We start from the raw sequence: 18061 nt of genomic DNA, 5'->3' as shown, positions 1-18061 counted from the left end.
CGCGGGTGTGACACCCTGGCGAGGTGGCCGCTAGCCCTTCTCCGTCCCCGGCCGAGGCCTACCAGGCTTCGCGGCGCCGTGGGAAACACCCCCAGCTGACCCGTTTCGCGGCGGAGGCGTCGTTCGAGTTCGACGACTTCCAGGTCCGCGGCTGCGAGGCGCTGGAAGACGGCCACGGCGTGCTCGTGTGCGCGCCGACCGGCGCGGGCAAGACCGTCGTCGGCGAGTTCGCCGTGCACCTCGCGCTCGCCGAGGGCCGCAAGTGCTTCTACACGACACCGATCAAGGCGCTGTCGAACCAGAAGTACAACGACCTCGTCGACCGCTACGGCAACGACGCCGTCGGCCTGCTCACCGGTGACACCGCGATCAACGGCAGCGCGCAGATCGTCGTGATGACCACCGAGGTGCTGCGCAACATGCTCTACGCGGGCTCCTCGGCGCTGACCGACCTCGGCTACGTGGTGATGGACGAGATCCACTACCTGGCCGACCGGTTCCGCGGCGCGGTGTGGGAGGAGGTGATCCTGCACCTGCCCGAGTACGTGCGCGTGGTGGGCCTGTCCGCGACGGTGAGCAACGCCGAGGAGTTCGGCGAGTGGCTCGTCGAGGTGCGGGGCGACACCACGGTCGTCGTGGACGAGCACCGCCCGGTGCCGCTGTGGCAGCACATGATGGTGGGGAACCGGTTGCTCGACCTGTTCGCGGACGATGGCGAACTGCGGATGAACCCCGGCCTGCTGCGGCGGGTCGAGGAGGTCGGGCGGATGCACGCGCCCGCCGGGTTCCGCGGGCCGCGCAACCGCGGACGGCAGCAGTTTCGCGGCCCGCGTTTCCGCCCACCGTCCCGTGTGGACATCCTCACGCGACTCGACGCGGCGGGCCTGCTGCCCGCGATCGTGTTCATCTTCTCCCGCGCGGGCTGCGACGCGGCCGTCGCGCAGTGCACGCGTGCGGGCCTGCAGCTCAACTCGCCGGAGGAGCGCGCGGAGGTCCGGCGGATCATCGCCGAGCACACCGGAGACCTGCCCGAGGGCGACCTCGGGGTGCTGGGGTACTGGGAGTGGCGCGAGGCGCTGGAAAGCGGCATCGCGAGCCACCACGCGGGGCTGCTGCCCGCGTTCAAGGAGACCGTCGAGGACCTGTTCGTCCGCGGCCTGGTGAAGGTCGTGTTCGCGACCGAAACGCTGGCGCTGGGCATCAACATGCCCGCCCGCACGGTCGTGCTGGAGCGGCTGGTCAAGTACAACGGCGAGGCGCACGTCGACCTGACGCCGGGGGAGTACACGCAGCTGACGGGCCGTGCCGGGCGCCGGGGGATCGACGTCGAGGGGCACGCGGTCGTCGTGTGGCAGCCGGGGGTGGACCCCAAGCAGGTCGCGGGGCTCGCGTCGACGCGCACGTACCCGCTGCGCTCGTCCTTCCGGCCCGGCTACAACATGGCGATCAACCTGGTCCGCCAGCTCGGCGGGCAGGAGGCGCGCGAGCTGCTGGAGCAGTCGTTCGCGCAGTTCCAGGCCGACCGGTCGGTGGTCGGGCTGTCGCGGCGGATCGAGAAGAACCGGGAGGCGCTGGCGGGCTACCGCGAGGCGATCACCGGCGACTTCGACGAGATGCTGTCCTACGTGGAGCTGCGCAAGAAGATCTCCGACCGGGAGAAGGCGCTGGCGAAGCAGAACAGCGCCGCCCGCCGCGCGAGCACGGCGGAGTCGCTGGAGCGGCTGCGCAAGGGCGACGTGATCGCCGTGCCCGCCGGACGGCGCGCCGGGCTCGCGGTCGTCGTCGACCCGGGGCTCGACCCGATCCGCGAACCGCGGCCGGTCGTCGTCACCGAGGACCGCTGGTCCGGACCACTGTCGCTCGCGGACTTCCCGTCGCCCGTGGAGCCGCTCGGGCACATCAAGCTGCCCAAGCACGTCGAGCTGCGCTCGCCCAAGACGCGCCGCGACATCGCGTCCAGCCTGCGCAACGCCGGGATCTCCCTGCCGGGCAGGCAGCGGCGGCGATCGGGTGCCCAGGACGACGCCGAGCTGACGATGCTGCGCCGCGAACTGCGCGCGCACCCGTGCCACGGGCTGGCCGAGCGCGAGGCGAACCTGCGCTGGGTCGAGCGGTACCAGCGGCTGGAGGCCGAGACCCAGCAGCTGGAGCGCCGCGTCGCGGCCACGACGCACTCGCTGGCGCGGGCGTTCGACCGGATCCGGGACCTGCTCGACGAGCGCGGCTACCTCGGCAAGGGCGAGAACAGGGTGACCGAGCACGGCGAGCGGCTCGCCCGGCTGTACAGCGAATCCGACCTGCTGGCGGCCGAGTGCATCCGGCACGGCGTGTGGCGGGGCCTCAGCCCGGCCGAGCTGGCGGCGATCGTGTCGACGCTGGTGTTCGAGGCCCGCCGTGATTCGGCCGGTGAGCCGCGCCTGCCGTCCGGGGCGGTGCCGCGGGCGTGGCAGGACACGGTGCGGCTGTGGACGGAGCTGGCCGAGGACGAGCGCCGCCACCGGCTGGACCGCACCCGGGAGCCCGACGCCGGGTTCGCGTGGCCGGTGTACCGGTGGGCGCGGGGCGAGTCGCTGGAGCAGGTGCTCACGACGGCGGAGGCCAACGGGCAGGAGCTGTCCGCGGGCGACTTCGTGCGGTGGTCCCGGCAGGTGATCGACCTGCTCGACCAGATCCGCACTGTGCTGGGCCGCGAGGACCAGGTGGGCGCGGCAGCGGCGAAGGCGGTCAAGGCGCTGCGGCGCGGCGTGGTGGCGGCGGGGGCCGAGTAGCGGTTTCGGGCCGTGACGCGGTGTGGTTGGATCGCGCAGAGCGAGACGCGCGGAGGGAGTTCCGATGAGCACGCCGTACGGCGGCAACGACCCGCAGCAGTGGGGCGGCCAGGCGCCGGGGTCCGGCGGGTTTCCCGCGCAGGGCCAGCCCGGTTATCCCCAGCAGCCGGGTTGTCCGCAGACCGGCGGGTTCCCGGCGCAGCCCGCGTACCCGCAACAGGGCCAGTACCCGCCCGCGTATCCGCAGCAGGGCCAGTACCCGCAACAGCCCGCCTACCCCCAGCAGCCGCAGTACCCGCAGCAGCCCTACTACGGGCAGCAGCAGCCGCCGCAGGGGCAGTACGACTACGGCACCCCGAGCGGGTTCGGCGCCCCGGTCAAGAAGGGCGGCGGCAGCGGGAAGCTGCTGTGGATCATCACCGGCGTCGTGGTCGTCGTCCTCGCCGTGGTGGGGATCACCGGGTTCTGGCAGCCCGGGTTCTTCATCACGAAGGTGCTGGACCAGACCGCCGTGCAGAACGGGGTCAAGCAGATGCTCGCCACGTACGGCGACACCGCGACCGCCGTGAGCTGCCCGCCGGACCAGGAGGTCAAGGCGGGCACCACCTTCACGTGCACCGCCACGATCGGCGGGCGGCAGCGGCAGGTGACCGTGACGGTGCAGGACGGGAACGGCAACTACCAGGTCGGGCACCCGCGGTAAAGAGGTGGCCGCGCCGGGGTTTCTCGGCGAGTATCGGCGGGGTGAGTGACTACACCGTACGTGCTCTGCGACCCGACGAGACCCGGACCGCGAGCGAGTTGTTCCGGGCGGCACTGCACGTGCCGCCGCTCAAGGACGAGGACTGGACCTACGTCGGGCGGATGTACCAGCCGGGGCGAACCCTCGGCGCGTTCGACAGCGAACTGATCGGCACCGCGCGCTCGTTCGACGCCGAGCTGACCGTGCCGGGCGGGAAGCGCCTTCCCGTGGCCGCTGTGACGGGCGTCGGCGTGCGGGCCGACCGCACCCGCCGCGGCGTGCTCAGCCAGCTGATGCGCACCCAGCTCGCCGACTTCGCCGAGCGGGGTGTGCCGCTGGCCGCCCTGTACGCGAGCGAAGGCCCCATCTACGGCCGCTTCGGCTACGGCGTCTCGACGCTCGCCCACGACCACGAGATCGATCCACGGCGGGTCACGCTGCGGCCGGAGGTCCCCGCGGGCGGGGAGATCGAGACGCTCGGGCTGAAGGCCGCGCTCGAACGGCTGCCGGAGATCTACGCCGGCCTGCCCCACCCGCGGCCCGGCGCGATGACCCGCCCGCCGTACTGGTGGCCCGCCTTCGAACGGCACATGCGCGAGGAGGACAAGCCGCCGGTGACGATCGTCCACTCCGGACCCGACGGGGTGGACGGCTTCGCGGTGTACTCCGTGCAGCGCAAGAGCTGGCGGGAACCGGCCGTGCTGGACGTGATCGGCCTGCACGCGGCGAACGACGAGGCGTTCGCGGGCCTGTGGCGGTACCTGCTCTCGGTGGACCTCGTGGACGTGATCCGGGCCGAGGGGCGCCCGGTGGACGAGCCGACCGCGTTGCTGTGCACCGACTACCGCGTGGTCAAGACCACCGCGGTGACGGATGACCTGTGGCTGCGGCTGGTGGACGTGCCGGCGGCGCTGGCCGCGCGCGAGTACGAGGGCGAGCCGGTCGTGCTGGAGGTCGCCGACACGCTGCTGGAGGACAACAGCGGGCGGTACCGGGTCGGCCAGGACGGTGTGTCCCGCACGGAAGCCCCCGCGGAGCTGCGGCTCGGCGTGGACGCGCTGGCGATGCTCTACCTCGGGGCGTGGCCGGCGTCGGCGCTCGTGACGGCCGGCCGCGTCCAGGCCGCGGACCCGGACGCGGTGGCCCGCGCGGACCGCCTGTTCGCCACCCGCCCGTCGGCCTGGTGTGGTACACACTTCTGACCACATCGGACCGACAGCTGCCAGGGGGAACCGCGGTGTCTCGGCGTGCCCGCCTCTGCGCCTGCCTCGCCGCGAGCGTGCTGCCGCTCGCCGGATGCGGCGGGGGAGGTGACGCGCCGCCCGCGCCGACCTCGCTGGGCGGCACCACCGGCGGCGGGATGCCGTCGAGCAGCACGCTGTCCCCGGCGCCCCGCGTGTTCGACGCGCGGGCGCTGGAGGACGGCGTGCGGCAGGTGCTCACCCAGTCCTACGGGCTGGCCGATGTGGGCGAAGTGCGGTGTCCTTCCGGGCAGTTCGTGCAGGCGGGCATCTCGTTCGACTGCGAGGTGGTCGTCGGCGGGGTCCGCAAGAACGTGACGCTGACCGTGCAGGGGCTCGACGGGACGTACCAGGTCTCCCAGCCCAGGTGAGAAATTCGGTGGGCGTGCCCCGCCGGCACGGGCAGGATCGGGGTCATGACCGACTTCACGATCCGTCCGCTGGTGCACGGCGAGCAGCGCGCCGCCTTCGAGGTGCTCGGCCGGGCCCTGCACGCGCCCCGTCCCACCGACGAGGACTGGGAGCGGCGCGCCGCGGGTTTTCCCGCCGACCGCAAGTTCGGCGCGTTCGCGGGGGAGCGGCTGATCGGCACGGCGGGCTCGTTCGGCACGCGGCTCGCCGTACCGGGCGGGAAGACGCCGCCCGCGGCCGCCGTGGACGGGGTCGCCGTGCGCGCCGACCACACCCGGCGCGGGGTGCTGACCGCGTTGATGCGGGAGCAGCTGCGCGACTGCCTGCGGCGTGAAGAGGTCTTCGCCTACCTGCACGCCAGCGAGGCGACGATCTACGGCCGGTTCGGCTACGGCGTCGCGACGCGCGGCAAGACCCTGCGTGTCCACAAAGGACGAGCGAGGTTCCGTGACGACGCGCCGTCCGGCGGGCGGGTGCGGCTGCTGGAGCCGGACGAGGCGCACGAGCTGCTGCCCGGGCTGTACGAGCGGATCGCGCCGTACCGCACGGGCATGATCGACCGGCCCGGCGTGTGGTGGCAGTGGGCGCACCGCAGGCTGGTCGACCGCCACCACGTCGCGGTGCACACCGGCCCGGGCGGGGACGACGGTTTCGTGCTCTACCGCCCCGAGGAGCGGCGGACGTTCGAGCAGCCCGAGGCCGGTGCGGCGCTGGTGGTGGGCGAGCTGCACGCGACCGGGACCGGGGCGCTCACCGGGCTGTGGCGGTACCTGCTCAGCGTCGACCTGGTGGCCGAGGTGCGGGCACCCATGCGGCCGCTGGACGAGCCGATCGGCCTGCTGCTGACCGACCCCCGCGCGTGCGAGGTCGTGGGCCTGGAGGACAGCGGGTGGCTGCGGCTGGTGGACGTGCCCGCCGCGCTGGCCGCCCGGACGTACGGCGACGCCGACCCGGTCGTGCTGGAGGTCACCGACCCGGTCCTGCCGGAGAACTCGGGCCGCTACCGGATCTCGCCCGGCGGGGTGGAGCGCGTCGAGGACGCGCCGGACCTGCGGCTCGGCCTCACGGAACTGGCGATGCTCTACCTCGGCGACCGCGCGCCACGCCTGCTCGCCGAGACGGGCCGGATCGAGGTGCTGCGCCCGGAGGCGCTGCCGGTGGCGAACGCGTTGTTCGCCACCGGCAGCGTCCCGTTCTGCGGCACTCAGTTCTGAAGCGCCTCGCGCAACCGCACCTTCGCCCCGGTGCGGAGCACGGCGTTGCGGTAGATCCGGCCCGCGAACCACACCAGCACCGGGATCAGCGCCGCGACGAGCAGCACCGACAGCGCGGCCTCCCAGACCGGCACGCCGCCGAGGCCCAGGCGCATCGGCATGAGCGTGGGGGCGAAGAACGGCAGCACGGACAGGATCTCCACCAGCCGGTTGCCGGGGTCGGCAGGCAGCACCGAGACGCCGACGACGTACCCGGCGACGACGAACAGCAGTGCCGGGGTCACCGCCCCGCCGACCTCCTCCTGCCGTGACACGAGCGCGCCGAGCCCCGCGAACACGATGGAGTACATCAGGAAACCCAGCAGGTACCACACGACCAGCCACACGACCGTGCCCGCCGCCGCGGACACGGCGAGCGTCAGCACCCCGGTCGCGAGCCCCGCGGCCAGGCCCGCGGCGGCGATCGCGAGCACCTGCAGCAGGCCGACCGCGCCGATGCCCAGCACCTTGCCTGCCATCAGCTGCCATGGCCGGATCGTGGCGAGCAGCAGTTCCACGACGCGGCTGGTCTTCTCCTCGACCACACCCTGCGCCACGAGCTGCCCGTTGATCATCAGCGACACGTAGACCAGGACGCCCGCGATGATGCCGAGGACGAGCTGCTGGGGGTCGTACTGCCGGGGCGGGCTCAGCGGTTCCACGTCCACCGACGCGCTCGCCACCGCCGCGTTCACCTGCGCGGGGTCGCCGCCCAGCCGCGTGATCTGCTGGTCGAGCGCGAGCCGGCTCGCCAGCACGTTGAGCGCGGTGCGCAGGTCGGAGTTCAGGTCCTCCTGCACGACGACCCGCACGCGAGTGCCGTCGCCGACCAGCAGCGCGTCGAGCGAGCCGTCGCGCACCGCCTCGCGGCCCTGGGCCTCGTCGACCGGCCGGGTGGTGACATGCTGCCCGATCGCCTGCGCGCTCACCTGCAGTGGCGCGGCGAGCGACGCGTTGGGCGCGGTGTAGCCGATCGTGTGGTCCGACGTCGTGCCGCCGATCAGCTTGAGCACCACGGTGAACGCGACCAGCACGAGGATGAGCGCCGCAGTGCTGATCAGGTACGCCTTCGAGCGCAGGCGCGTGGTGATCTCCCGGTGCGCGACGAGCCCGATCGCGCCCCACGTCCCGTGGTTCATCGGGCGGCCTCCTCGGTGACGGCACTGCGGAACAACTCGGTCAGCGACGGCCGCCGCCGGGCGAACTCGTGCACCGGCCCGGTCGCCAGCGCCGCCCGCAGCACCGCCTGGTCGTCGGCGCCGTCGGCGAGTTCCAGTTCGGTCCGGGTACCCTCGCGGGCCAGCGCCCGCACCCCGGGCAGGACGTCGGCCCAGTCCGGCGGCGCCTGTGGCGCGTCGACGACGAGCCGGACGGCGCCGCCCGCCCGCAGCTCGTCGACACCGCCGCACGCGACGAGCGCGCCGTCGCGGATGATGCCGACGCGGTCGCACAGCCGCTGCACGAGGTCGAGCTGGTGGCTGGAGAACACCACGGGCACGCCCTGCGCCGCCTTCTCCCGCAGCACGTCGCTCATCACGTCCACCGCGACGGGGTCGAGCCCGGAGAACGGCTCGTCCAGCACCAGGATCTCCGGGTCGTGCACGAGCGCGGCGGCGAGCTGCACGCGCTGCTGGTTGCCGAGGCTGAGCTTCTGCACCTCGTCGTCGCGCCGGGCGGCGACGCCGAGCCGTTCCGTCCACTCCTGCGCGGCGCGGCGGGCCGCGGCGGCGTTCAGGCCGTGCAGCCGGGCCAGGTAGGTCAGCTGCTCGCCGACCTTCATCCGCGGGTAGAGCCCGCGTTCCTCCGGCATGTAGCCGATGCGGCGGCGGGTTTCGAGCGTGATCGGCGCCCCGTCCCAGCGCACCGCACCGCTGTCGGCCGCCAGCACGCCCAGCACGATGCGCATGGCCGTGGTCTTGCCGGCGCCGTTGCTGCCGACGAAACCGAACAGCTCACCGGCGCGGACGTCGAACGTCAGGCCGCGCAACGCGGTGGTGGTCCCGTAGGTCTTGGAGATCCCGTCGATCTCGAGTCGTCTTCCGGTCATCCCGGCTCCCCTCAGCGCGAAAAATGTGATATCACTATGATAGTTCCCGGCTGGGAGCGCAAGACCGGATCGAGGGGAAGACATGACCGAGACGGCGGTGGACATGCCCGCGCCGCGGGTGCGGGAGCGGCGGGCGAAGGCGGTACCGGGGCTGGTGGTGCTGGTGGTCGCGGTGGTGCTCGTGCTGGGCGGGGTGGCGCTGGCCGTCACGGTGCCCGCGCTCGCTGCGCTGGGTGCCTTGGTCGCGGTGGTGGGTGCGGTGCTGCTGCGGGGGCTGACGCCGGTCGCGCCGGGGGAGGCGCGGGTCGTGCAGCTGCTGGGGCGGTACACGGGCACGGTGCGGGAGGACGGCTTCCAGTGGGTGAACCCGTTCGCCGTGCGGCGGCGGGTGTCGACGCGGATCCGCAACCACGAGACCGACGTGGCGAAGGTGAACGACGCGGACGGCAACCCGATCGAGATCGCGGCCGTCGTGGTGTGGCAGGTGCGGGACACCGCGCAGGCACTGTTCGAAGTGGACGACTTCGTCGAGTTCGTGGCCATCCAGACGGAGACGGCGGTGCGGCACATCGCGAACGCCTACCCGTACGACACCCACGACGAGCCCGGGCTTTCGTTGCGGGACAACGCCGACGAGATCACGGAGAAGCTCAGCGAGGAGATCGGCGCCCGGGTCGCCTCGGCCGGGGTGCAGGTGATCGAATCGCGGATCACGCACCTGGCGTACGCGCCGGAGATCGCGCAGGCGATGTTGCGGCGGCAGCAGGCGGGGGCGATCGTGGCGGCGCGGCAGCGGATCGTCGAGGGTGCCGTGGGCATGGTCGAGCTGGCGCTGGACCGGCTGGCGCGGCACGACGTGGTGGACCTCGACGAGGAGCGGAAGGCGGCGATGGTGAGCAACCTGATGGTGGTGCTGGTCGGGGACCGGGACGCGCAGCCGGTCGTCAACACCGGGACGCTGTATTCGTAGTCGTGGCCGAGCGCAAGAAGATCCTGCTGCGGCTGGACCCGGCCGTCCACGACGCGCTCGCGAAGTGGGCGGCCGACGAGCTGCGCAGCACGAACGCGCAGATCGAGTTCCTGCTGCGCCGGGCGCTCGCCGAAGCCGGGCGGCTGCCCAGGGACGTCGGCCGGATGCGGCCGAGGGGGCGGCCGCGCAAGTCCGAAGGAGACGAGGATGAATCCGCCTGAGAGCCTGCCGGCGAGGATGTTCCTGCTGGCGTTCCACCCGGAGAAGCACCGGCTGACCGCCAGGGAGGACCTCGGCCACCTGCTGCGCGCGGCGGCGCTCGCGGAACTCGTCCTGAGTGGACGGTTGCGGGACGCGGACGGCAAGCCCGAGGCGACCGGGGCGCCGCCGCGGGATCCCGTGCTGGCGGCGGTGTGGGGTCAGATCGCGGAGTCCGCGCCGAAGTCGTGGGGCCGGTGGATCAGCCGGGGGCGCAAGGAGATCTTCGGTGCGGTGCGGGACGAGCTCGCGGCGGCGCGGGTGATCTCGGTGGAGCGGGCGCGGGTCCTTGGTGTGGTGCCCTACACGCGGATCACGCTGAGGGACCGGCCGCGCGCGAAGCGGCAGGCGGAGCTGGTGCGCCGCGCGGTGCGGGGGAGCCAGGCACCGTCCCGTGTGGACGGTGAGGTCGCGGCGCTGACGGCCCTCGCGGCGGCGGGGCAGCTGCGGGTCGTGGTGCCGGGCCGGGACCGCCGCCAGTACCGCGACCGGCTGGAGGCGCTGTCGGCCCCCATCACCCCGGTGACGAAGGCCCTCCGCCGCGCGATCCGCGCCCAGCACGCGGCCCAGTCGTCAGGGGGTTGAGGGGGGAGGGTTGCGGGGTTGCCGTCGGGAGGGGGCGGGCGGTTGGAGTTCCGGGCGGTGGCCGGGCCCGGATTTCGAAGGCGCTGCCGGGGCGTCTGGAGGGCTACAGCCCGAGGGTAGCCCGAGGGTGGCCGCGGCGGTTCAAGCTCTCGGCCCCGGATCCCGGCCCCCGCCTACCCACTCGCCACCGTGAAGGTGTGGCGCCCCTCTCCGCCGCGCTCTCCGTCGTGACGGCGCGGTGCTCCGCTCCGCCGCCCGGCGCCGAAACCCCTACCGAACCGCGTCCAGGGCGGCCACCAGGCGCTTCACCGAACCGCCCAGGTTCCAGCGGTTCGTGAGTTCCTCCAGGCGCTCCGGGTCCCGCACCGCGGGTGGCACGGCGTCGGAGCCCGAGAGGGTCACCGGGGAGTTCACCGCCACCTCCACGACCGTCGGCGCGACCGTCAGGTAGTCCTCCGCCGCGGTGAGTTTCAGGCGCATCTTCAGCGGCAGGTCCTTGTTCCCGGACTTCGCCGCGGCCAGCAGCTCCTGCACCGAACCGAACTGCGTGATCAGCTTCGCCGCCGTCTTCTCGCCGATGCCCGCCACGCCGGGCAGGCCGTCCGACGGGTCGCCGCGCAGGGCGGCCATCGCCGCGTACGCCGGGCCCGCGCCGTCCACCGGCACGCCGTAGCGCTCCGCCACCTCCGCCGGGCCCAGCACCTCCGCCTTCGCCCAGCCCTTCCCCACGTAGATCACCGACGCCGGCGTCGGCGTGGTGCGGACCAGCTGGAACAGGTCCCGGTCCCCGGTGATCACCTCGACCGGGTCGCTCTTCTCCCGCGCCGTGAGCGCGCCGATCACGTCGTCCGCTTCGTAGCCGGGCGCCTCGGCCGTCGCGAGCCCGACCGCCGCCAGCAGGTCCAGGATGATCGGCACCTGCGGCGTCAGCGTGTCCGGCACCTCCTCGGCGTTCGCGGCCTCGTCGGCGACCCGGTGCGCCTTGTAGCTCGGCAGCAGGTCCACCCGGAACTGCGGCCGCCAGTCCGCATCGAGGCACGCCACCAGCCGCGAGGGCCGCCGGTCGGTGAGGATCCGCGCGAGCGTGTCGGCGAACCCGCGCACCGCGTTCACCGGCGTCCCGTCGGGCGCCGTCATCGACTCCGGCAGCGCGTAGAACGACCGGAAGTACAGGCTCGCGGAATCCAGCAGGGCTAGCGTCACGCCTTCAGCCTGCCAGACGGGCTTGTGCAATGTGACATACTACTGAGCATGGATGTCGTCGTGGTGGGTGCGGGCATGGTCGGGGCGGCCTGTGCGCACTTCTGCGCGCGGGCGGGGCTGCGGGTCACGGTCGTCGACCGGGGCACCGTCGCGGGGGGCACGACCAGCGGCGGTGAGGGCAACATCCTGGTGTCCGACAAGGAACCCGGGCCCGAGCTCGACCTCGCGCTGCTGTCGGTCCGGCTGTGGCGGGAGTTCGGCGAGCGCTTCGGCGCCGAAGCGCTCGAACTGCAGCCGAAGGGCGGCGTCGTGGTGGCCCAGTCGCCCGAAGCCGCCGCCGGGCTGGCGAAGCTCGCCGCCGCCCAGCGCGACAGCGGGGTCGACGCCCGGGACGTGACGCCCGCGGAGTTGTTCGAGCTGGAGCCGAACCTGACGCGGGAGGTGACGAGCGGCGTCTTCTACCCGCAGGACATGCAGGTGCAGCCGATGCTCGCCGCCGCGCGGCTGCTGCGGGACGCCACCGTGCTCACCGGAACCGAGGTCCTCGGCTTCCGCCGCGACGGTGACGGCGCGCTGACCGGGGTCGAGACCAGCGCCGGTTTCCTGCCCGCGCAGTGGGTGATCAACGCCGCCGGCACGTGGGGCGGCGAGGTCGCGACGCTGGCGGGCGCCCCCGTGCCGGTGTTGCCGCGCCGGGGGTTCGTGCTGGTGACCGAACCGCTGCCGGTGGTGGTGCGGCACAAGGTCTACACCGCCGACTACGTGGCGAACGTCGCGAGCGGGGACGAGGGCCTGGAGACCTCCGTCGTCGTCGAGGGCACGCAGGCGGGCACGGTGCTGATCGGGGCGAGCCGCGAGCGGGTGGGCTTCGACCGGACGTTTTCGCTGCCCGTCGTGCGGAAGCTCGCCGCGCAGGCGATCGGCGTGTTCCCGTTCCTCGCCGACGTGGGACTCCTGCGCAGTTATCTCGGGTTCCGCCCGTACTGCCCCGACCACCTGCCGGTGATCGGCCCCGATCCGCGGGTGCCCGGGCTGGTGCACGCGTGCGGGCACGAGGGCGCGGGGATCGGCCTGTCCGCCGCGACGGGACGGCTGATCGCACAGGTCGTCTCCGGGGAGAAGCCGGAGCTGGACCTGCACCCGTTCCGGCCGGAGCGATTCGAGGAGGAGGCGGCGTGAGGTTTTCCTTCCAGGGCGAGGAAATCGAGGCCGAAGACGGCCAGAGCGTCGGCGCGGCGCTGATCGCGGCGGGCCGCCGGTCCTGGCGCACGACGCGGCACGGCGGCGAGCCGCGCGGGATCTTCTGCGGCATCGGCGTCTGCTTCGACTGCCTCGTCGTCGTCAACGGACGCCCCAACCAGCGGGCCTGCCTCACCGAACCCCGCGAAGGCGACCGGATCGAGCCGCAGGAAGGAGCCGGACGTGCCGACCTCGCCTGCTGACATCGCCGTCCTCGGCGCTGGTCCCGCAGGGCTCGCCGCCGCCGTCGCCGCGTCCCAGGCCGGTGCGCGGGTCGTGCTGCTCGACGCCGGGCAGCGGGTGGGCGGCCAGTACTGGCGCCACCGCGACGGCGACACCGGCGCCGGGCACCACCACTGGCGCGAGCTGCAACGGCTCCGCGCGGCCGCGCCGGAGTTCCTGGACGGGCGGCAGGTCTGGCACGTCGAACCCGGCTTCACCTTGCACACCAACGAAGGCGAGGTTCACGCCCGCACGCTCATCGTCGCGACGGGCGCCTACGACCGGCAGTTGCCGTTCCCCGGCTGGACGCTGCCGGGCGTGTTCACGGCCGGTGGCGCGCAGGCGCTGCTCAAGGGGCAGGGCGTGACCGCCGGACGCCGAGTCGTCGTCGCCGGGACCGGGCCGTTCCTGCTGCCCGTGGCCGCGGGGCTCGCCGAAGCCGGGGCACGCGTCGTCGCGGTGTGCGAGGCCGGTTCGCCCGCGGGCTTCGCGCGGCGCCCGCCGCTGGCGAAGCTGGCGGAAGGCGCCGGATACGCCCGCACGTTGCTGAAACACCGCATTCCGTACCGCGTCCGCACGACCGTCGTCGCCGCACACGGCACCGGCAGCGTGCAGGGAGCGACGATCGCCTCCCTCGACGCGGACTGGAACATCGTCGGCACCCGTGAGGTCGAGTGCGACGCGATCGCCGTCGGGTACGGGTTCACCCCGCAGCTGGAGATCCCGCTGCAGCTGGGCTGCGCAACCCGGCTCGACGTCGACGGCAGCCTCGTCGCGGACGCCGATGACCAGCAGCGGGCGAGCGTGCCCGGGGTGTACCTGGCGGGGGAGGTGTGCGGCGTCGGCGGCGCACCACTGTCCCTTGTGGAGGGCGAGCTGGCCGGGCTGCACGCGGCGTTCGCCACGGTCGGCGCTGTCCCGGACAACGCGAGGGTGGCCCGGCTGCTGCGGAAACGCCGTCAGGCCAGGGCGTTCGCCCGCCTGCTGCACGAAACCCACCCCGTGCGGCCGGGCTGGCGCACCTGGCTGAGCGAGGACACCCAGCTGTGCCGGTGCGAGGAGGTGACCGTCGGCCGCGTACGAGAGTCCATTGTGGACCTCGGTGCGACGGACGCCCGTTCGGTGAAGCTCCTCGCCCGGCCCGGCATGGGGATGTGCCAGGGCCGCGTGTGCGGCTTCGCCACCTCGTGCCTCGTCGCCGCCGAGCGCGGCCGGGCGCACACGGCACAGGACCTGCTCGCGATGGCCGCGAGGCCGATCGCCAATCCGGTCCCGCTCGGGACCCTGTCGGAAACCCACCCCACCCCAACCCTGGAGGGCTCATGACCGCGTGGCACGGCGTTCTCGTGGCAACCGCACTGCCGCTGACCGAAAACCTGGAGGTCGACTACGACCGTTTCGCCGAGCACGTGGCGTGGCTCGCCGCCGAGGGCTGCGACGGCGTGACGCCGAACGGCTCGCTGGGGGAGTACCAGACGCTCACGCCGGAGGAACGCGCCCGCGTCGTCACGACGGCGGTGGCGGCCGCGCCTGAAGGCTTCACGGTGATGCCCGGCGTCGCCGCGTACGGCGCCGCCGAAGCACGCAGGTGGGCCGAGCAGGCGGGCGAGGCGGGCTGCCCGGCGGTGATGTTGTTGCCGCCCAACGCCTACCGCGCGGACGAACGGGCCGTCATCGCCCACTACCGCGAGGTCGCGAAGGCGGGCCTGCCGATCGTCGCCTACAACAACCCCATCGACACCAAGGTCGACCTCGTCCCCGAACTGCTCGCCGAGCTGCACGCGGAAGGCCTCATCGTCGGGGTCAAGGAGTTCTCGGGCGACGTCCGCCGCCCGTACCGGATCGCCGAGCTGGCGCCGGGCCTGGATGTCCTGTGCGGCGCCGACGACGTGTCGCTGGAGCTGGCGGTCGCGGGCGCGCCCGGCTGGGTTTCGGGCTACCCGAACGCCCTGCCGAAGGCGTGCGTGGAGCTGTGGCGCGCCGCGAGCGCGGGCGAGCTGGACCGGGCCGTGCCGCTCTACCGGCAGCTGCACCCGTTGCTGCGCTGGGATTCCCGCACCGAGTTCGTGCAGGCGATCAAGCTGAGCATGGACATCGCGGGCCGCTACGGCGGGCCGTGCCGCCACCCGCGCGTGCCGCTCACGCCGGAGCACGAGAAGCTCGTGCGCGAGGCGACCGAGAAGGCGCTCGCGGAAGGGCTGCGCTGACCATGCGGACCCAGCGCGTCTTCCACGCGGTCGATTCGCACACCGAGGGCATGCCGACGCGCGTCATCACGGGCGGCGTCGGCGTGGTGCCGGGCGCGACCATGTTCGACCGGCGGCGGTACTTCATCGAAAACCTCGACCACCTGCGGCAGCTGCTGATGTACGAACCGCGCGGGCACTCGGCCATGAGCGGCGCGATCCTGCAGCCGCCCACGCGGGACGACGCCGACTGGGGTGTGCTGTTCATCGAGGTCTCCGGCTGCCTGCCGATGTGCGGGCACGGCACGATCGGCGTGGCGACCGTGCTGGTCGAGACCGGCATGGTCGAGGTGACCGAGCCCGTCACGACCGTGCGGCTGGACACCCCGGCCGGGCTCGTCGTCGCGGAGGTCGCGGTCGAGGGCGGGGCCGCCCGGTCGGTGACCATCCGGAACGTGCCGTCGTTCTCCGTCGGGCTGGACCGGAAGGTCGAGGTGCCCGGGCTCGGGCAGGTGCGCTACGACCTCGCGTTCGGCGGGAACTTCTACGCGATCGTCGAACTGGCGGAACTCGGCCTGCCCTTCGACCGGGCGGAGAAGCAGCGGCTGCTCGACGCGGGGCTGGCGATCATGGCCGCGATCGACGAGCACGACCTGCCGGTGCACCCGGCGAACCCGGAGATCACCGGCTGCCACCACGTCTACCTCGCCGCCCCCGGTTCGGACGCGCGCCACTCGCGGCACGCCATGGCCATCCACCCCGGCTGGTTCGACCGGTCGCCGTGCGGCACGGGCACCAGCGCGCGAATGGCGCAGCTTCACGCACGCGGGGAACTGCCCCTGCACACCGACTTCCGCAACGAGTCGTTCATCGGCACGCAGTTCATCGGGCGGCTGGTGGAGGAGACCGAGGTCGCCGGCGTGCCCGCGGTCGTCCCGACCATCACCGGGCGGGCGTGGCTGACCGGCACCGCGCAGTACTTCCTCGACCCCGACGACCCGTTCCCGGCGGGGTTCCAGCTGTGATCGGGGAGGCCGCGGCGATCGGCGCGCTGCGGGAGGCCCTGCGCGCGGGGCTCGACCCGGACGCGGGGCCGCCGCGGTCGGTCGTGCCGGTGCGCCACGGGCAGCTGCTGCTCATGCCGGCCGAGTGGGGCCGGTACACGGGCGTGAAGGTGGCGAGCGTGGCGCCGCGCAACCCCGCCCGCGGCCTCGCCCGGATCCAGGGGCAGTACCTGCTGCTGGACGGCGAAACCCTGGCGCCGCTGGCCGTGCTGGACGGGGTGGCGCTCACGAACGTCCGGACGGCGGCCGTGTCGGCGGTGGCCGTCGACGCGCTCGCCGCGCCCGGCCCGGCGCGGCTGCTCGTGTTCGGCACCGGTCCGCAGGCGCGTAGCCACGTGGCGGCGCTGCGGGTGGTGCGGCCCGTGGTGGACGTCGTGATCGTGGGCCGGGACCCGGGGCGTGCCGGGCGTTTCGCGGCGGAGGTCGGCGGGCGGGTCGGCACGGCGGACGACGTGCGGGACGCGGATCTCGTCGCGTGTTGCACGACCGCGCGTGAGCCGCTGTTCGACGGGGCACTGCTCCGGCCGCACGCGACGGTGGTCGCGGTCGGTTCGCACGAGCCGGACGTCCGCGAGGTGGACGACGAGACCGTGCGTCGCTCGACGGTCGTCGTGGAGTCGGTGGCGACGGCGCTTCGGGAGGCCGGGGATGTCGTGCAGGCGGTGGCGGCAGGGGCCTGCGATCCGGCGGAACTGGTCGGCCTGGCGGCGGTCGTGCGGGGCGAGGCTGCGGTGTCTCCCGAGGCGCCCCGTCTGTTCAAGAGCGTCGGCATGGCGTGGGAGGATCTGGTGGTCGCCGCGGCCGAGTACGAGGAGGGGGAATGACGGCTGACCACGAGCCCGTGCTGCCCTCGTTCGGCGCCCGCGGCAACCTGCGGGACGAGATCATCCAGACCCTGCGCGCGGCCGTCATCTCCGGTGAGCTGCGGCCGGGTGTGGTGTACTCCGCGCCCAGCCTGGCGGCGCAGTTCGGGGTCTCGGCGACGCCCGTCCGCGAGGCGATGCTCGACCTGGCGAAGGAAGGGCTCATCGATACCGTGCGGAACAAGGGGTTCCGCGTCACCGAACTGTCCGAAAAGGACCTCGATGACCTGAGTGAGCTGCGCGCGCTGATCGAGGTGCCGACGGTCCGGCGGATCACCGAGGCCGGGGTCGATCGCGCGGTGCTGGACGAGCTGCGCCCGGTCGCGGCGGCGATCGCGGACGCCGCAGCCGCGGGTGACCTGATCACGCACATCAAGGCGGACATGGAGTTCCACCTGCGGCTGCTCGCGCAGGGCGGGAACCCGCACCTGGTGGAGACGGTCCGTTCGCTGCGCGCCCGCTCGCGGATCTACGGCCTGCGCTCGCTGGCGGACCGCGGGGAGCTGGTGCCCTCCGCGGCCGAACACGCGCAGCTGCTGGACCTCATCGCCGCCGGCGACGCCGACGGGGCGGAGGCGCTGATGGACCGCCACATCCGGCACGTGCGGGGCATCTGGGCCCGTTGAGGCCGGGCCGCGCGGTGGGCGCGGTGGGGTGGTGGGTGGCGCTGGGGGCGCCTCGGTGCGGTGGGTGGCGCGGGTGGCCTGCCTGGTGGTGGGTTGCGCCTCGGGTGGTGGCGTTGGGGGCACCTGTGCGGCGGCCTGAGCAGTGGCGATGGCAGCCGGCGGGGCGGCGCGGGCGGTGGCGCTGGTGCTCGCGCGGCGCCAGGAGTGGCGGGTGGCGGTGACCCCGCCGTCGGGGCGGCGCCACCCGCGGGGCCCCCAACCCGCCGCAGCAACCACCCCACCCGGACCCCGTGACACGCCCGGCTTCCCGCCGCCGGTGGCCGCCCGGCACCTCCCGCCCCCGCTCGTGCGCCGCGCATAGTGAGCGGGCGCTCACGGGTGCG

General features: G+C 73.6%; 18 protein-coding genes. 15 read left to right on the top strand and 3 right to left on the bottom strand.

Annotated features, from left to right (window positions below; genetic code table 11):
* The first annotated feature begins 23 nt into the window (after positions 1–23).
* The 5 genes from ABFX51_RS05020 to ABFX51_RS05000 all read left to right on the top strand — a co-directional run bounded on the left by ABFX51_RS05020 (position 24) and on the right by ABFX51_RS05000 (position 6376).
* On the top strand, positions 24–2768 hold the full coding sequence (locus ABFX51_RS05020; protein WP_346052467.1) for a DEAD/DEAH box helicase: 2745 nt from the start codon (positions 24–26) through the stop codon (positions 2766–2768).
* 64 nt (positions 2769–2832) lie between these two features.
* Positions 2833–3471 (top strand): DUF4333 domain-containing protein, encoded by a 639-nt coding sequence (locus ABFX51_RS05015; RefSeq protein WP_346052465.1) that lies wholly within the window; start codon positions 2833–2835, stop codon positions 3469–3471.
* A gap of 41 nt (positions 3472–3512) precedes the next feature.
* The gene (locus ABFX51_RS05010) at positions 3513–4712 is read left to right on the top strand and encodes a GNAT family N-acetyltransferase (RefSeq protein WP_091503520.1); all 1200 of its coding nucleotides are present in this window, start codon (positions 3513–3515) and stop codon (positions 4710–4712) included.
* Between the two features lie 35 nt (positions 4713–4747).
* The gene (locus ABFX51_RS05005) at positions 4748–5122 is read left to right on the top strand and encodes a DUF4333 domain-containing protein (protein WP_245782814.1); all 375 of its coding nucleotides are present in this window, start codon (positions 4748–4750) and stop codon (positions 5120–5122) included.
* A gap of 45 nt (positions 5123–5167) precedes the next feature.
* Positions 5168–6376 (top strand): GNAT family N-acetyltransferase, encoded by a 1209-nt coding sequence (locus ABFX51_RS05000; RefSeq protein ID WP_091503522.1) that lies wholly within the window; start codon positions 5168–5170, stop codon positions 6374–6376.
* Here the strand turns inward: ABFX51_RS05000 and ABFX51_RS04995 are convergent.
* Positions 6367–7554 carry an ABC transporter permease gene (locus ABFX51_RS04995; RefSeq protein WP_091503524.1) on the bottom strand — a complete coding sequence of 396 codons (1188 nt, stop codon included), beginning with the start codon at positions 7552–7554 and terminating at the stop codon, positions 6367–6369. The genes ABFX51_RS05000 and ABFX51_RS04995 overlap by 10 nt on opposite strands.
* On the bottom strand, positions 7551–8462 hold the full coding sequence (locus ABFX51_RS04990) for an ABC transporter ATP-binding protein (protein ID WP_091503525.1): 912 nt from the start codon (positions 8460–8462) through the stop codon (positions 7551–7553). Before ABFX51_RS04990 ends, ABFX51_RS04995 begins: the two co-directional genes overlap by 4 nt.
* 82 nt (positions 8463–8544) lie before the next feature.
* Here ABFX51_RS04990 and ABFX51_RS04985 point away from each other — a divergent pair, with 82 nt between their 5' ends.
* The 3 genes from ABFX51_RS04985 to ABFX51_RS04975 are packed head-to-tail and all read left to right on the top strand — an operon-like array spanning position 8545 to position 10275.
* Complete coding sequence (locus ABFX51_RS04985; protein WP_091503527.1) at positions 8545–9432, top strand: SPFH domain-containing protein; 888 nt, start codon at positions 8545–8547, stop codon at positions 9430–9432.
* Positions 9433–9434: 2 nt separating this feature from the next.
* A complete protein-coding gene (locus tag ABFX51_RS04980; protein ID WP_091503528.1) occupies positions 9435–9653 on the top strand; it encodes a type II toxin-antitoxin system antitoxin in 219 nt (72 codons plus the stop codon).
* Positions 9640–10275, top strand: coding sequence for a GOLPH3/VPS74 family protein (locus ABFX51_RS04975; RefSeq protein ID WP_091503530.1), 636 nt, complete (start codon positions 9640–9642; stop codon positions 10273–10275). Before ABFX51_RS04980 ends, ABFX51_RS04975 begins: the two co-directional genes overlap by 14 nt.
* Positions 10276–10545: 270 nt before the next feature.
* Here ABFX51_RS04975 and ABFX51_RS04970 read toward each other — a convergent pair whose 3' ends face one another.
* A complete protein-coding gene (locus ABFX51_RS04970; RefSeq protein WP_091503532.1) occupies positions 10546–11478 on the bottom strand; it encodes a 5'-3' exonuclease in 933 nt (310 codons plus the stop codon).
* Between the two features lie 48 nt (positions 11479–11526).
* Between ABFX51_RS04970 and ABFX51_RS04965 the strand changes: the two genes are divergently transcribed.
* Genes ABFX51_RS04965 through ABFX51_RS04935 form a run of 7 tightly spaced genes read left to right on the top strand, consistent with a single transcriptional unit; the run spans position 11527 to position 17678 of the window.
* Positions 11527–12657 carry an NAD(P)/FAD-dependent oxidoreductase gene (locus ABFX51_RS04965; protein WP_346052460.1) on the top strand — a complete coding sequence of 377 codons (1131 nt, stop codon included), beginning with the start codon at positions 11527–11529 and terminating at the stop codon, positions 12655–12657.
* Positions 12654–12920 (top strand): (2Fe-2S)-binding protein, encoded by a 267-nt coding sequence (locus ABFX51_RS04960; protein WP_346052458.1) that lies wholly within the window; start codon positions 12654–12656, stop codon positions 12918–12920. The genes ABFX51_RS04965 and ABFX51_RS04960 overlap by 4 nt, the downstream gene beginning before the upstream one ends.
* The gene (locus ABFX51_RS04955; protein ID WP_346052456.1) at positions 12901–14265 is read left to right on the top strand and encodes an FAD-dependent oxidoreductase; all 1365 of its coding nucleotides are present in this window, start codon (positions 12901–12903) and stop codon (positions 14263–14265) included. Before ABFX51_RS04960 ends, ABFX51_RS04955 begins: the two co-directional genes overlap by 20 nt.
* The gene (locus ABFX51_RS04950; protein WP_091503536.1) at positions 14262–15146 is read left to right on the top strand and encodes a dihydrodipicolinate synthase family protein; all 885 of its coding nucleotides are present in this window, start codon (positions 14262–14264) and stop codon (positions 15144–15146) included. The genes ABFX51_RS04955 and ABFX51_RS04950 overlap by 4 nt, the downstream gene beginning before the upstream one ends.
* Before the next feature lie 2 nt (positions 15147–15148).
* Positions 15149–16150, top strand: coding sequence for a proline racemase family protein (locus ABFX51_RS04945; protein ID WP_091503537.1), 1002 nt, complete (start codon positions 15149–15151; stop codon positions 16148–16150).
* Positions 16147–17013: an ornithine cyclodeaminase family protein gene (locus ABFX51_RS04940; protein WP_091503539.1), complete on the top strand. Its 867-nt coding sequence runs from the start codon at positions 16147–16149 to the stop codon at positions 17011–17013. Before ABFX51_RS04945 ends, ABFX51_RS04940 begins: the two co-directional genes overlap by 4 nt.
* Positions 17010–17678, top strand: coding sequence for a GntR family transcriptional regulator (locus ABFX51_RS04935; protein ID WP_091503540.1), 669 nt, complete (start codon positions 17010–17012; stop codon positions 17676–17678). Before ABFX51_RS04940 ends, ABFX51_RS04935 begins: the two co-directional genes overlap by 4 nt.
* The last annotated feature ends 383 nt before the right edge of the window (positions 17679–18061 follow it).

Source organism: Amycolatopsis dongchuanensis, from assembly GCF_039542405.1.
Lineage (GTDB): Bacteria > Actinomycetota > Actinomycetes > Mycobacteriales > Pseudonocardiaceae > Amycolatopsis_E > Amycolatopsis_E sacchari.
The sequence above is the reverse complement of the archived record's forward strand: the minus strand, read 5'-3'. Positions and strand labels throughout refer to the sequence as shown.

Bases quoted from the DNA above. Each gene is read 5' to 3' on its own strand.
- ABFX51_RS05015 (WP_346052465.1), top strand. From the start codon at position 2,833: ATGAGCACGCCGTACGGCGGCAACGACCCGCAGCAGTGGGGCGGCCAG.
- ABFX51_RS05000 (WP_091503522.1), top strand. From the start codon at position 5,168: ATGACCGACTTCACGATCCGTCCGCTGGTGCACGGCGAGCAGCGCGCC.
- ABFX51_RS04995 (WP_091503524.1), bottom strand. From the start codon at position 7,554: ATGAACCACGGGACGTGGGGCGCGATCGGGCTCGTCGCGCACCGGGAG.
- ABFX51_RS04990 (WP_091503525.1), bottom strand. From the start codon at position 8,462: ATGACCGGAAGACGACTCGAGATCGACGGGATCTCCAAGACCTACGGG.
- ABFX51_RS04985 (WP_091503527.1), top strand. From the start codon at position 8,545: ATGACCGAGACGGCGGTGGACATGCCCGCGCCGCGGGTGCGGGAGCGG.
- ABFX51_RS04975 (WP_091503530.1), top strand. From the start codon at position 9,640: ATGAATCCGCCTGAGAGCCTGCCGGCGAGGATGTTCCTGCTGGCGTTC.
- ABFX51_RS04965 (WP_346052460.1), top strand. From the start codon at position 11,527: ATGGATGTCGTCGTGGTGGGTGCGGGCATGGTCGGGGCGGCCTGTGCG.
- ABFX51_RS04950 (WP_091503536.1), top strand. From the start codon at position 14,262: ATGACCGCGTGGCACGGCGTTCTCGTGGCAACCGCACTGCCGCTGACC.
- ABFX51_RS04945 (WP_091503537.1), top strand. From the start codon at position 15,149: ATGCGGACCCAGCGCGTCTTCCACGCGGTCGATTCGCACACCGAGGGC.
- ABFX51_RS04935 (WP_091503540.1), top strand. From the start codon at position 17,010: ATGACGGCTGACCACGAGCCCGTGCTGCCCTCGTTCGGCGCCCGCGGC.